The sequence below is a fragment of the Pseudarthrobacter equi genome, assembly GCF_900105535.1.
GTDB lineage: Bacteria > Actinomycetota > Actinomycetes > Actinomycetales > Micrococcaceae > Arthrobacter > Arthrobacter equi.
This window is the reverse complement of the sequence record NZ_LT629779.1, coordinates 340,588-354,446: the sequence shown is the minus strand read 5'-3', so window position 1 is coordinate 354,446 and position 13,859 is coordinate 340,588. Positions and strand designations below refer to the sequence as shown.

Below are 13,859 nucleotides of genomic sequence, written 5' to 3'. Positions count from 1 at the left end.
AATCGCCCTAAAATCCGCAGAGTGAATAGCCCGTGAAGTCTCAGGCACGTAGGCTAACCACAGAACCGTCACATTAATCGGGAGGTAGTTGTGAAGAAGTCTGATCGTATTGCCCGTGACCTTGAGCAGTCGGTCACCCATGCCGTGGAAAATGCCAAGGACTGGGCAACCCCCCGTGTGGAAGCCGCCGTTGACTGGGCGGTTCCCCGCCTGCAGCACGGCCTGGACACAGCATCACCCAAAATCCAGGAGGGGCTGAAGTCCGCCGCCCATAACCTTGCCGACGGCGTAGCTACCGTGACCCCGCGGCTCCAGGACGGCCTGGCGCAGCTGGCGCCCAGGATCAATGACGTGGTGGAGAACGCATCACCCAAGCTCCACGAGGCACTGGACAAGGCCACCCCGGTGGTCCTCAACGCGCGCGACCGCGTAGTGGTTGAATACCTGCCCAGGCTCTCGGACCAACTCGGCGTCGCCTCGGAGGCCGTGCACCGCACCCTCGAAGGCGCTCCGGCCCGCGTTGACGCCGTAGCCCAGCGGCTCGGTGACGCCGGAATCGTTCACACCATCCAGGAGCAGGCGCAGGCCACCGGCACACAGCTGAAGGCCGCTGCCGCCGAGGCCGGCCGCAGCGTTGGCATCCAGCTGGCCCAGCCGGAGCCGAAGAAGAAGCGCGGCTGGCTGGTGTTCGGCGTTATCGCCGCCGCAGTCGCTGCCGGAGTTGCCGCTTGGAAGGCCTCAAAGCCCGTCGAGGATCCGTGGAAGACGCCCTCTCCCGTGACCCCCACGCCCGCCCCGGTTCCGGCCACCACGGTCAACGAGGTCAAGGAAACCACCGCCGACGCCGCCGAAAAGGCATCGGATGCAGCAGGTTCCTTAGCTGCCGCCGGTGCCGACAAGGTAGCCGAGTCCGCTGATGCGGCCAAGGAAAAGGCAGAGGACGCAGCAGACAAGGCCAAGCACGTTGCCGAAGATGCATCCGACGCCGCTCCCAAGGTGGCCACCGATGCAAAGACTGCCACCCGCAACATCGCCAACAGCATCCACAACGGGGATAAGGGCGCCACACAGGCCTGATCCCGGTCCAGCAGGTCCACGGCAGGGGTCCCGTTCTTCGGAACGGGGCCCCTGCTGCTGTTTCCGGAGACCGCGACGCTGTCCGGGGGTGCCTGCGTGCTCCCGGGCAGGGAGGGCAGCAATGCTAGATTTGGACTGATGTCAGCCGATCAATCCTCTGGGGATCCCTTGAACGACGCAGCCGAGTTGCCCCGCGTGTCCGTTGTGATCCCGGCCTACAACGAGGAGAGCGTCATCCGGCAGTGCCTCATCGCTGCCATCTACCAGTCCGTGCCCGCGCACGAGATCATCGTGGTGGACAACCTCTCCACGGACCGGACCGCCGCCATTGTCCGGCAGATGCAGCTGGAGTATCCGGAAAGTCCCATCCTGCTGCTGACGCAGGACAGGGAGCAGGGACTCATCCCCACCCGGAACTTTGGCCTTGACCATGCCACGGGGGACGTCCTGGGCCGGATTGACGCGGACTCGGTGGTGGAGCCGGATTGGGTGGAGCAGGTCCAGAGGGCATTCCAGGACCACTCGGTGCAGGCGGCCACCGGTCCGGTGGTCTATTACGACATGCCCATGCGGCGCTTCGGCCTGAAGGCGGACGACAAGATGCGCCAGCTCATGCTGAAACTGGCGAAGCACCAGTACCATTTCCTGTTCGGCTCCAACATGGCGCTGAGGTCCACCGCGTGGAACACCATCCGTGCCGAAACGTGCCGGGATGAGAAAGACGAGATGCATGAGGACATCGATTTGTCCCTGCACCTGGCCGAACACGACCTGAAGGTCCAGTACTGCCCCCAGATGGTGTCCGGGATGTCCGCGCGCCGCCTTGAGGACTCCCCGCGGGACTACCGCTACTACGTCACCAGGTTCGACCGCACGTACAAGGCGCACAACGTCAAGAAGATGGCGCTGAAGGCACCCATGGTGGTCTTCTTTTCGGTCTACTTCCCCGCCAAGCTGTTGCGGGCCATCCACACGGTCAACACGGCCCAGCCGGTTCGGCGCGGCGGCCAGTAGCTCCTGCCTTCGCAGGTCCCTAGTCCGTGCCGAGCTCCGCAATCCGGTCCGGCGGCGGTTCGGCGCCGGGTGGCTTGCTGCGGAGCCGTGCCCTTCCGGACCTTTGCCCAGCCACCACGACGGCGAGCCCCGCCATGATCAGGCCCAGCCCGGCGTAGGTACCGGCCGGCAGGGTCTCACCAAGGAACACGGACGCCAGGAGGGCCGCGCCGGGAATCTCCAGGAGGATGATCATCGAGACCAGCAGCGGGCTCATGGTCGCCAGGAGGTGGTTGAAGGCTGTATGCCCCACCAGTTGGGCGCACACGGTGATGGCGAGGATCCCCAGCCAGCCTCCGGCGTCGAACCCGGAGAGCGGCTGGCCGGTGGCCAGAGCGAGCACCGCCACCAGGGCGGCACACATGCCGTAGCAGAGCGCTGTGTAAGTGCCGGTAGTCATGCTCTGCCGGGCCTTGCCGCCCGCCAGCGTGTACAGGCCCGCCAACGCTCCGCCGGCCAGGGCCAGCATGTCACCCAGCAGCGCCTCAGGCGAAGACCCCATGTCGAATCCAGTGATGGCGACGACCCCACCGAAAGCAATCCCCAGCCCTGCCAGCACCTGCCAGCGGTGCCTCGTGCCGCGCAGCAGCTGGAAGATGGCAATCCAGGCCGACTGCAGGCAGACGAGCGCCGTCGCGGCGGCCACGGACGTGAGCTGGAGGGAAGTGATGAAGCAGGCAAAGTGCAGGGCGAGGGCGACGGCGGCAAGAAGGGACCAGCGGAACTCGCGTCCGGTGATGCTGCCGAACCTGCGCGGCTCGCGGACCAGGGTGGGACCGGCCATCACCACCGCTGCGATGGCGTTCCGCCAGAAGGCGATGGCCAGGGCACTGACGCTGGTGGCTCCAAGGGTGGCTGCGATCAGCGGCCCTGACGACGCAACGCCCAGGACACCCATGGCTGCAATGAACAGGGTCACCGCACTACCACCTCACGCTATGGCCACCAACAGGGACAAGGCTGACAAAGCAAAAGTCCCGGTCCGCGTTTCCGCGGACCGGGACTTTCTTATGGTGGAGGCACGGGGACTCGAACCCCGAACCCCCTGCTTGCAAAGCAGGTGCGCTACCAATTGCGCCATGCCCCCATAAGAAGCAACCCGTCAATCATACCCTAGAACCCGGGAGCCTTTGACCAGCTCCCAGACCGGGCGTCCAGCCTAGTTCACCGTGTCGGTGGACTTGCTCCAGACATCTTTCCGGGCTTCGGATTCCTGTGCTTTCCGGTAGAGCAGGACGCCTGCGATCGCCGCTGCCAGTACAAGCAACTTCTTCACATGCTCCCCGTTCCGGCCTGCTGCAGTGTTCCGCAGACAAACCTCAACTTGAACCTGCACAGGTTCCGTGGGCGTACCAGGACTTGAACCTGGGACCTCTTCGTTATCAGCGAAGCGCTCTAACCGCCTGAGCTATACGCCCCGATGCCTCATCGGGCCGAGACATGACTTTACAGCACATCCCGGCCCGATCTCAAATCGGGCGCTTCCACCGGCTCCGGGGCCGGTGGAAGCGGTGTCCTAATCGTCGGTGAGGGTCACGCCAATGCCGCCCACCAGGGTGGCAGAGATGTTGTAGAGAACAGCCGAGAGCATGGACAGCGCGGTCAGCAGGACCACGTTCACCACGGCGATAATCGTGGCGAAAGAGGCCACCTGGCCCAGCGATGCGACCTTCTTCAGCTCGAACCCGCCGCCCTCGGAACCGGCCAGAGTTCCCAGCAGGCTGTCCACCTGGTCGAAGATCCCCGTGAGGTCCAGGACGGTCCACAGGACGATGGCAGCCACGACCGTGACGATGCCCAGGGCCACAGAGAGCAGGAACGCCATCTTCAGGACGGACCAGGGGTCCACCTTGCTGATCAGCAGTCGGGCTCGGCGTGCCTTGGCCTTCGGCGCCGGCTTCACGAGGCCCGGACCGCCCTGGCCCGGGGCACCCTGCGGGCGCGGTCCGGCAGAGGCAGGGCGTTGTCCCTGGGCCGGTCGCTGGCCGGGCTGGCCCTGCTGGCTTCCCTGGCCGGGCTGGGACGGACGCTGTCCGGGAACCGAAGGACGCTGGCCGGGGGCACCGGCGGGCGCGGAAGGCCGCTGCTGCGGGCGGACAGGGGCATTCACCCGGGGTGCCGCCGAGGGCCGGTTACCATCGGGAACGGTGCTGTTCGGCTTGGGAAATGAGTCGGAATTACTCACTCGGTTACCTCCGTGTTGTCGTCGTTCGGCTCAGCGTCGCCCGAGGCGTCCTCTGACTCAAAGGCCGGTGATTCTTCAGCCAACGTTACGTCATCCTCCGCTGATTCTTCGTCCTCGAGACCGCGTTCGCTGTTGCGGGCAACCTCAATGATGCGGTCGTTCTTGTCCGGCTTGGCAAAGATGACGCCCATGGTGTCGCGGCCCTTCGCAGGGACACCGGCGACGGAGGAACGGACAACCTTGCCGCCCTCCATGACCACCAGGACTTCATCCTCTTCCTGGACAATCAGGGCGCCCACGAGGTGCCCGCGTTCTTCCTGGTACTTGCCCACCTTGATGCCCAGGCCACCGCGGCCCTGCAGGCGGTATTCCTCGACGGCGGTGCGCTTGGCGTAGCCGCCTTCGGTCACGATGAACACGAAGGACCCGTCAGTGACCACATCGGCGGCCAGCAGTTCATCATCCTCACGGAACTTCATGCCGGTCACGCCGGATGTGGCTCGTCCCATGGGGCGCAGCGCATCGTCGGTGGCGGTGAAGCGGATCGACTGGCCCATCCGGGATACCAGGAACAGGTCGTCGGTTTCGGAGACCAGCTGGGCGGAGACCAGTTCGTCTTCGTCACGCAGGTTGATGGCGATGACGCCGGCGGAGCGGTTGGTGTCGTAGTCCTCCAGCCGGGTCTTCTTCACCAGCCCCCGCTTAGTGGCCAGCACCAGGTACGGCGATTGCTGGTAGTCCTTCAGGTCCAGCACCTGGGCAATGTGCTCATCGGGCTGGAAAGCCAGCAGGTTGGCCACGTGCTGGCCCTTGGCATCGCGTCCGGCTTCCATCAGCTCATAGGCCTTGGCGCGGTAGACGCGGCCCAGGTTGGTGAAGAATAGGAGCCAGTGGTGAGTGGTGGTGACGAAGAAGTGCTCCACTACGTCGTCACCCCGCAGTTGGGCACCCTTGATGCCCTTGCCGCCGCGCTGCTGGGAACGGTAGTTGTCGCTCCGCGTCCGCTTGACGTAGCCGCCGCGGGTAATGGTGACCACCATCTCCTCTTCGGGGATGAGGTCCTCCATGGACATGTCGCCGTCAAAACCCATGAGGATCTTGGTGCGGCGGTCATCGCCGTGCTTGTCCACGATTTCGCCCAGCTCGGTGCTGATGATCCCGCGCTGGCGCTCTTCGGAAGCGAGGATCGCGTTGTATTCGGCAATCAGGGCTTCGAGTTCGGAGTGCCTGTCCTGGATCTTCTGGCGTTCCAGTGCTGCGAGGCGGCGCAGCTGCATGTCCAGGATGGCCCGTGCCTGCAGTTCGTCGATGTCCAGCAGTTCCATCAGGCCGTCGCGGGCTGCTTCAGTGGTGTTGGATGCGCGGATCAGGGCGATGACCTCATCCAGCATGTCCAACGCCTTGAGCAGCGCCCGCAGGATGTGCGCTTCTTCTTCGGCCTTGCGCAGGCGGTAGCGGGTCCGGCGTGCAATGACGTCCATCTGGTGGGTGACCCAGTGCCGGATGAAAGCATCCAGGCTCAGGGTACGCGGAACGCCGTCCACGATGGCCAGCATGTTGGCCGAGAAGTTGCTCTGCAGTTCCGTGTGCTTGTAGAGGTTGTTCAGCACAACCTTCGCCACTGCATCGCGCTTGAGGACAATGACCAGCCGCTGGCCGGTACGGCCCGACGTCTCATCGCGGAGGTCGGCAATGCCCTGGATCTTGCCGTCCTTGACCAGTTCGGCGATCTTGATGGCCAGGTTGTCCGGGTTGGCCTGGTACGGCAGTTCGGTGACCACCAGGCAGGTGCGGTTCTGCAGCTCCTCGACATTGACCACGGCACGCATGGTTACCGAGCCACGGCCGGTGCGGTACGCATCCTCGATGCCCTTGTGGCCAAGGATGGTGGCGCCGGTGGGGAAATCCGGTCCCTTCACGCGGCGAAGGAGTTCCTCCAACAGTTCCTCGCGGTTGGCAGCCGGATTGGCCAGGTACCACTGCACGCCGTCCGCTACTTCGCGCAGGTTGTGCGGCGGAATGTTGGTGGCCATGCCGACTGCGATGCCCGAGGATCCGTTGACCAGCAGGTTGGGGAAACGGGCCGGCAGGATAGTGGGTTCCTGGTTCTTGCCGTCGTAGTTGTCCTGGAAATCGACGGTTTCCTCGTCGATATCCCGCACCATCTCCATGGCCAGTGGGGCCATCTTGGTTTCGGTGTAACGGGGGGCGGCCGCGCCGTCGTTGCCCGGCGAACCGAAGTTGCCCTGGCCGAGGGCCAGCGGGTACCGCATGGTCCAGTCCTGGATAAGGCGGACCAGGGCGTCGTAAATCGCAGTGTCACCGTGCGGGTGGTACTGGCCCATGACCTCGCCCACCACGCGGGCACACTTGTTGAAGGAACGGTCGGGCCGGTAGCCGCCGTCGAACATCGCGTAGAGCACGCGGCGGTGCACCGGCTTGAGCCCGTCGCGGACATCCGGGAGGGCCCGTCCCACAATGACGGCCATGGCGTAGTCCAGGTAGGACCGCTGCATTTCCGTCTGCAGGTCCACCTGCTCCACACGGTCGATCAGCACATCGCCTTCAAGAACGGTTTCCGGATTCCCGGCGTCGGGGGCCGGGTTCTCAGGTGTTTCGTCGCTCATTTTGTATTTTCCGTTTCAGGTATATGTCGGTTGTCGAATGTAGGAGCTATGTCCTAGATATCGAGGAACCTGACGTCCTTGGCGTTCTGCTGAATGAAATTGCGCCGTGATTCCACGTCTTCGCCCATCAGGACCGAGAAGATCTGGTCGGCTGCGAGGGCGTCGTCCATGGTGACCTGGAGCAGGGTGCGGTTGTCCGGGTCCATGGTGGTATCCCACAGCTCCGTGTAGTCCATTTCACCGAGGCCCTTGTAGCGCTGGATGCCGTTGTCCTTGGGAATGCGGCGGCCTGCTGCCTGGCCGGACACCAGTTTGGCGTCGCGTTCGCGGTCACTGTAGACGTAGTCGTGCGGAGCGTTGGACCACTTGATGCGGTACAGCGGGGGCTGCGCGAGGTAGACGTAGCCGTTCTCGATCAGGGGCCGCATGTAGCGGAACAGCAGCGTCATCAGCAGCGTGGTGATGTGCTGGCCGTCAACATCGGCATCGGCCATCAGCACAATCTTGTGGTACCGCAGCTTGGCGAGGTCGAAGTCTTCGCCGATGCCCGTGCCGAAGGCGGTGATCATGGACTGCACTTCGGCGTTGCCAAGGGCCTTGTCCAGGCGCGCGCGCTCAACGTTGAGGATTTTTCCACGCAACGGAAGGATGGCCTGTGTCTCGGGGTTGCGGCCGCGCTTGGCGGAACCGCCGGCAGAGTCACCCTCCACGATGTAGACCTCGCACTTGGCCGGGTCCTTGGACGAGCAGTCGGAGAGCTTTCCGGGCATTCCGAAGGATTCCAGCGGGCTCTTCCGGCGGGCGTTGTCGCGGGCCTTCCGTGCTGCCATGCGGGCCTGGGCGGCCGAAATGGCCTTCCGGATGACATCGCGGGCCGGGCCGGGGTTGCGTTCCAGCCAGTCACCCAGGCCGTCCGTGACTACCCGCTGGACGAAGCCCTTGACCTCGGAGTTGCCGAGCTTCGTCTTGGTCTGGCCTTCGAACTGGGGCTCGGAGAGCTTCACCGAAATGACGGCAGTAAGTCCCTCACGGATGTCGTCTCCGGTGAGGTTGTCGTCCTTTTCCTTGATGATGCCTTTTTCCCGGGCGTAGCGGTTGACCAGGGAGGTCATGGCCGCGCGGAAACCCTCTTCGTGGGTGCCGCCTTCGTGGGTGTTGATGGTATTCGCGTAGGTGTGGACGCTCTCCGAGTAGGCATTCGTCCACTGCATCGCCATTTCCAGCGCTATTTTGCGGTCCTTGTCCTCGGTTTCGAAGGCGATGACGTCCTCATGGACCACATCAACCTTCTTGCCGGAGTTCAGGTGCTTGACGTAGTCCAGCAGGCCTTCGTCGTACTGGTACACCACCGTGCGGTGCTCGGCGCTGATCTCGCCTTCGGTGACCATGCCGTCGAGGTCCGGATCGGCGTCGGCCTCGGTGGCCACTCGCTCATCGGTAAGGGTGATGCGCAGGCCCTTGTTGAGGAAGGCCATCTGCTGGAAGCGCGCGCGGAGCGTTTCGAAATCGAACTCGGTGCTCTCGAAGATCTCTGCGTCGGGGTAGAAGGTCTGCGTGGTGCCGGTCTGCTTCGTTTCCTCGCCCTGGACCAGGCTGCCCTGGGGCTTGCCGCCGTTGGCAAAGGACATCCGCCAAACATGCCCCTGGCGGCGGACTTCCGTGTTCACCCGGCTGGACAGCGCGTTCACCACGGAGATGCCAACGCCGTGGAGGCCGCCGGACACTGCATAACCGCCGCCGCCGAACTTGCCGCCGGCGTGCAGGATGGTCATGACCACTTCAACCGTGGGCTTGTGCTCGGTGGGGTGCATGTCCACGGGAATGCCGCGGCCGTCATCCACTACCTTGACGCCGCCGTCGGCCTGCAGGACTATCTCGATGTGGGTGCAGTAGCCGGCAAGCGCTTCATCGACCGAGTTGTCCACCACTTCGTACACAAGGTGGTGGAGGCCGCGCGGACCGGTGGAACCGATATACATACCGGGGCGCTTGCGCACCGCTTCAAGGCCTTCGAGGACAGTGATGTCACTGGCGCCATACTCCCGTGGGGTGGCCGCTTCCGCCGTTGCGTCAGGACCGCCGGCGTCACCGGCTGCGGGGTCAACTGCCAGAATATCTGTATTGTCGTTAGCCACAGGCGCTGTCGACTCCTCGTTCTCGATGATGGCCGGCCGGTTACTCCCCGGGTAAATACAGGAAGTCACCTGCCAACAGGCACAAACTTATGGCGCCGGTGACTTGTTGATGTTGTGGGGAGCCGCAGACCGCGGACCGGAGTGCGCGGAAAACGGACTCAGTCAACGTCTCACCCGCGCCCAGTTATCTGCAACAATTCTACCGCGAAGCGCCCCATATCCCCGCATTCCAGGGGCGTGGACGCGGTGCCGTGTGGCCATGGCAGGCCGCTGGCCCCGCCTAGGGCGCCCTAACGGAACCGCCTCTTGGTGCCTATACAGGCCGCAGCCCTTGCAGGCGCCTACACGGCCGCAGGCCGATTATCAAGGAATTGGCGCCGGGCTATCCGTAGGTATCCCGCGGTCCGCGCCCGTTGACACTCCTGCCGCCCTTGCGCCAACTGGGCGCCGAAGGGCCCAGAACCTGGATGCTGGTGACCACGCCGTCTCCCAGTTCCACCCTGAATTTCTCCAGCAGGCTGGCGCTGAGGAGCCGCAGCTGGGTGGCCCAGGCGGTCGAATCGCACCTCACATGCAGGGTGGTATCGGTAAAACTTTCCGGAGTGCAATGCGCTGAAATTTCCGGACCCACGAGAGTGGCCCATTCCGCCATGACGGAACCGACAGCCACGGGCGATGTCCAGCCCCGCTCGGCCACCAGCCGCCCCACCACCTTGCCGAGCCCCAACGGATCGCGGCCCGTCGCATGGAACTGGCTGAACCCGCGGGTGTCCCGGATGCTGCCCCTGGACTTTTGTTGTCCGGGCCGCTGTGCCTTGCGGCGAATCTCGCCGCGGGCTGCGGCGGCCTCGCGCATCCGGTTGAGCGCAGCCTGCGGAGCATCGATCTGGTCGGGATCCCGTCCGGGCTGCAGCCTGCCGGCGTCACTCTCCCTGCTCATCAATGCCTCCCGGGACGACTTTCACCCGCCGTCCGGACAGTTCCTCCGGGATATCGGCGTCGACGGCGGCGGTCACCAGGACCTGTTCCGCGCCGGAAACTATAGCGGCCAGTTTACGCCGCCGCTGGACGTCCAGCTCGGCAAAAACGTCGTCAAGGATCAGGATGGGAGCGGAGCCGCCGGTACGGGCATCGTCAAGCATGACGTAGTAGGACGCCAGCCGCAGGGACAGGCACATGGACCATGTTTCACCGTGGGATGCATAACCCTTGGCGGGGGCCTGTCCCAGCACGAGTTCAAGATCGTCACGGTGCGGACCCACCAGCGAGATGCCCCGCTCAAGCTCCTTCTTCCGTGATTCGCCGAACGCGCGGATATAGCGCTGGGTCAGCTCCTCAATGCTGAGGCCGCGCAGGTCTTCGGCAGCGGCCGTGTCCCCCGGCCCCGGCCGGCCTGTGGCACCCAACGATGCGCCGTCGTCGTCCATCTGGTTCTGCAGCGTGGACCGGTAGATCGCGTCCGCCGGCTTGGACGCGTCGGTCAGCTCCGCATAGGCGCGGGAAAGGTGGGGCCGGAGAAGTTCCGCCAGTTCCAGCCGTGCGTGCAGGAGCTCGGCCCCGGCCTTTGCCATGTGCTGGTCCCACACATCGAGGGTGGCTTCGTGGGCGGCGGTGACCCTCCCGGCACGGGCCGATTTCAGCAGGGCGTTGCGCTGTTTCAGCACGCGGTCGTAGTCGCTGCGTGTTGCGGCATGGTGCGGGACCAGGCTGGCGAGCAGTTCGTCCAGGAACCTGCGTCGATTGGACGGATCCCCCTTGACCAAGGCCAGGTCTTCCGGCGCAAAGAGTACCGTCTGGCAGATGCCCAGCAGGTCCCGCGCCCGGACCGGATTGCTGCGGTTGATACGGCCGCGGTTGGCCCTGCCGGCATTGATCTCCAGCTCGAGCACCGTGGTCTGGCCGTTGCGCACCAGCCTGGCCCGTACCAGGGCGCGTTCGGTGCCGAACCGCAGGAGCGGGCCGTCCGAACTGACCCGGTGGGAACTGAGGGTGGCCAGGTAGCCGATGGCCTCCATCAGGTTGGTTTTGCCGATGCCGTTGTAGCCCACCAGCACCGTGACGCCGGGGCTGAGGGCAAGGTCCACCTGGGCGTAGCTGCGGAAATCGGTCAGGGAGAGGTGTTCCAGATACACGCGGGTTTCGACAATTCTGGGGACAGCGGCGGTCCCCGGTGGGTGCTACTTGGCGGGACGGGTGGCGTGCCCGCCAAACTGGTGCCGGAGTGCGGACACCATCTTCATGGCAGGTGAGCTGTCCTCGCGGGACTCAAACCGGGCGAAGAGCGCTGCCGTGATCGCGGGAGCCGGAATGGCGTTGGCGATGGCTTCCTCAACGGTCCAACGGCCTTCGCCGGAGTCCTCCACGTAGTCATCGATGTTCTGCAGGCCGGGGTCTTCTTCCAGGGCCTTGACCAGCAGGTCGAGCAGCCACGACCGGACCACAGTGCCTTTTTGCCAGGCGCGGAAAGTGCCGGGGAGGTCGCTGATGATGTCTTTCGAAGCGAGCAGCTGGTATCCCTCGGCGTATGCCTGCATCAGGCCGTATTCGATGCCGTTGTGGACCATCTTGGCGTAATGGCCCGCGCCGACGCCGCCCACATGGACGAAGCTGTCCGCACGGTCACCTTCCGGACGCAGGGCATCGAAGACCGGCAGGGCCAGTTCCACATCCGCAGCGTCGCCGCCGGCCATCAGGCCATAGCCGTTCTGCAGGCCCCAGACGCCGCCGGAAACACCGCAATCCACGAAACGGATGCCTTTTCCGGCGAGGAGTTCACCATGTTTCTGGTCCTCGGTGAAGCGGGAGTTTCCGCCGTCAATTACCAGGTCGCCCTGGTCCAGCTTGTCGGCGAGTTCGGTGATGACTGCATCCGTGACTGCGCCGGCGGGAACCATCACCCAGATCAGCCGCGGTGCGGGAACGGCGGCCAGGAGCTCATCGACGGTAGCCACGTCGGTCACATCGGGGTTCCGGTCGTAACCCGTGACCTCGATGCCGCTGTTGCGCAACCGCTCACGCATGTTGAATCCCATTTTGCCAAGGCCGATCAGTCCAATGTGCATGGTGGAACTCTTTTCTGGGCTAGTGGGTGGCGGTGGTTGGGCCTCATAGGCGAGGAGCCCGGCCTGAGCCTTCGAAGGCTGGGAGCCGATGGGGACTAGTTGGGGAGACGAACCGGCATCACCAGGTACCGGTAATCATCCTGGTCCTCGCCGTCGGCGTCAGCCTGGGCGGTGATCATGGCCGGCTTGGGGGCTGACGTGAATGAGAACCGCACGAATTTGGTTTCAATCACGCTGAGGCCTTCCACAAGGTAGTGGGGGTTGAACGCCACGGTGATGTCGTCTCCGGAGAGCTGCGCTTCGAGTTCTTCGGACGCCTGGGCATCTTCACCGGTGCCGGCATCCAGGTTCAGCAGTCCGGCGGTGAACGCCAGTCGGACCGGCGTGTTGCGTTCAGCCACCAGGGACACACGGCGGACGGCTTCCACCAGTTCCTGGGTCTGGACAGTGGCGTGGATGGGCGTTGACTCCGGGAAAAGCGACCGGATCTTCGGGTAATCGCCATCCACCAGCAGGGACGTGGTGGTGCGTCCACCGCTTTCAAAGCCAATCAGGCGGGTGTCGTCATCGGACAGTGCCAGGCTGATGTCGCCGCTGTTGCCCAGTGTTTTGGCCACTTCGTTGAGGGTTTTGGCCTTGACCAGCGCACTCGTGGAGACGCCGGGAGTGACGGGCTTCCACGGAACCTCGCGCATCGCCAGGCGGTAGCGGTCGGTAGCCAGCAGCGTGATGAGGTCGTCTTCGATTTCCATGCGCACCCCTGTGAGGATGGGCAGGGTGTCGTCCTTGCTGGCGGCAATGATCACCTGGGAAACGGCCTGTGCAAACGCATCACCGGGGACGGTGCCGCTGATGGCGGGAAGCGCGGGAAGCGGCGGGTATTCGGCCTCGGGCATGGTGGCGAGGTGGAAGCTGCTGCGGCGGCAGGTGAGGGTGACTTTGTTGCCGTCGGTTTCGACGTCGACCGGCGCCGAAGGCAGGCTTCGGCAGATATCCGCAAGGAGCCGGCCCGATACCAGGATGGTGCCTTCGTCACGGATGTCGGCAGCGATCTCAAGGCGCGCCGACGTTTCGTAATCGAAGCTTGAAAGGCTGACGGTTCCGGCTTCTGCCTTGAGGAGCAGGCCGGAGAGGACTGGCACTGGCGGCCGCGGAGACAACGAGCGGGCTGTCCAGGTAACGGCTTCTGCCAGGACGTCCCGATCGACTCTGAACTTCACGGAGGGATGCCGCCTTTCGTTGCTGCTGCCTAGTAGGCCGGAACCTCCGCAGGGGTGATTCCGGAAAATGATGCACCCGATTCCGGCAGGTGCATGGTCCGCGCTGAACGGAAACCACACAAAAACCCAGGGATGGGAGCGCTGCTGACAGCTTAGCCGGAAGATCCGGGATTAACCCATCCCCCAAAACCTCCCCGGCCCCTTCAGGGGGCCGATGGTCCCTGCACGGTACGAGGCGAAGGATCTTGTTGTTTGAGGGATTTTCAATTTTTTGGGATTCGTAGTGTTAATAACTGCTGTGGAAACTGTGGATAACCCCGTCTCGCAGCGGAGATCCGCGGTTAAGCCCTGTTCACGGACTGTGAGTTAACTGGGTTTTAAACAGGGTGTGGATGGGGACAACCCAGAAGCCGGTTTTAACGATCCACAGGCGCCTTAAGGGTTTTAAGCCCATTAAGCGCGCTTGTCCCCTTAACTATCCACAGGCTTATCCACATGCA

At 64.1% G+C, this 13,859-nt stretch carries 11 protein-coding genes and 2 tRNA genes; 2 read left to right on the top strand and 11 right to left on the bottom strand.

Going from position 1 to position 13,859, the window contains the following annotated elements; all coding sequences use genetic code 11:
* The first annotated feature begins 90 nt into the window (after window positions 1–90).
* Both BLT71_RS01510 and BLT71_RS01505 read left to right on the top strand, forming a co-directional pair.
* The gene (locus tag BLT71_RS01510) at window positions 91–1,077 is read left to right on the top strand and encodes a hypothetical protein (protein WP_091716955.1); all 987 of its coding nucleotides are present in this window, start codon (window positions 91–93) and stop codon (window positions 1,075–1,077) included.
* A 138-nt stretch (window positions 1,078–1,215) separates the two neighbouring features.
* Window positions 1,216–2,091 carry a glycosyltransferase gene (locus BLT71_RS01505; RefSeq protein WP_056080232.1) on the top strand — a complete coding sequence of 292 codons (876 nt, stop codon included), beginning with the start codon at window positions 1,216–1,218 and terminating at the stop codon, window positions 2,089–2,091.
* A 19-nt stretch (window positions 2,092–2,110) separates the two neighbouring features.
* On the opposite strand, the gene BLT71_RS01500 is transcribed toward BLT71_RS01505, so the two are convergent.
* The 11 genes from BLT71_RS01500 to dnaN all read right to left on the bottom strand — a co-directional run bounded on the left by BLT71_RS01500 (window position 2,111) and on the right by dnaN (window position 13,359).
* On the bottom strand, window positions 2,111–3,049 hold the full coding sequence (locus tag BLT71_RS01500; RefSeq protein WP_091716953.1) for a DMT family transporter: 939 nt from the start codon (window positions 3,047–3,049) through the stop codon (window positions 2,111–2,113).
* A gap of 92 nt (window positions 3,050–3,141) precedes the next feature.
* Window positions 3,142–3,217: transfer RNA gene (locus tag BLT71_RS01495), tRNA-Ala, on the bottom strand.
* Between the two features lie 72 nt (window positions 3,218–3,289).
* Entirely contained in the window at window positions 3,290–3,406 is a 117-nt protein-coding gene (locus tag BLT71_RS20700) for a DLW-39 family protein (protein ID WP_208858419.1), read from the bottom strand.
* 68 nt (window positions 3,407–3,474) lie between these two features.
* Window positions 3,475–3,548: transfer RNA gene (locus tag BLT71_RS01490), tRNA-Ile, on the bottom strand.
* A gap of 98 nt (window positions 3,549–3,646) precedes the next feature.
* On the bottom strand, window positions 3,647–4,315 hold the full coding sequence (locus tag BLT71_RS01485; RefSeq protein ID WP_045731255.1) for a DUF3566 domain-containing protein: 669 nt from the start codon (window positions 4,313–4,315) through the stop codon (window positions 3,647–3,649).
* Entirely contained in the window at window positions 4,312–6,942 is a 2,631-nt protein-coding gene (gyrA, locus tag BLT71_RS01480) for a DNA gyrase subunit A (protein ID WP_091716951.1), read from the bottom strand. Before gyrA ends, BLT71_RS01485 begins: the two co-directional genes overlap by 4 nt.
* Window positions 6,943–6,995: 53 nt before the next feature.
* Window positions 6,996–9,077 carry a DNA topoisomerase (ATP-hydrolyzing) subunit B gene (gene gyrB / locus BLT71_RS01475; protein WP_091716949.1) on the bottom strand — a complete coding sequence of 694 codons (2,082 nt, stop codon included), beginning with the start codon at window positions 9,075–9,077 and terminating at the stop codon, window positions 6,996–6,998.
* Between the two features lie 382 nt (window positions 9,078–9,459).
* On the bottom strand, window positions 9,460–10,017 hold the full coding sequence (locus BLT71_RS01470; protein WP_091716947.1) for a DUF721 domain-containing protein: 558 nt from the start codon (window positions 10,015–10,017) through the stop codon (window positions 9,460–9,462).
* On the bottom strand, window positions 10,001–11,209 hold the full coding sequence (recF, locus tag BLT71_RS01465; protein WP_091716945.1) for a DNA replication/repair protein RecF: 1,209 nt from the start codon (window positions 11,207–11,209) through the stop codon (window positions 10,001–10,003). Before recF ends, BLT71_RS01470 begins: the two co-directional genes overlap by 17 nt.
* A 45-nt stretch (window positions 11,210–11,254) precedes the next feature.
* Window positions 11,255–12,139 carry a phosphogluconate dehydrogenase (NAD(+)-dependent, decarboxylating) gene (gene gnd, locus BLT71_RS01460; protein WP_091716943.1) on the bottom strand — a complete coding sequence of 295 codons (885 nt, stop codon included), beginning with the start codon at window positions 12,137–12,139 and terminating at the stop codon, window positions 11,255–11,257.
* Between the two features lie 95 nt (window positions 12,140–12,234).
* On the bottom strand, window positions 12,235–13,359 hold the full coding sequence (dnaN, locus tag BLT71_RS01455; RefSeq protein WP_045731249.1) for a DNA polymerase III subunit beta: 1,125 nt from the start codon (window positions 13,357–13,359) through the stop codon (window positions 12,235–12,237).
* Window positions 13,360–13,859 lie beyond the last annotated feature (500 nt).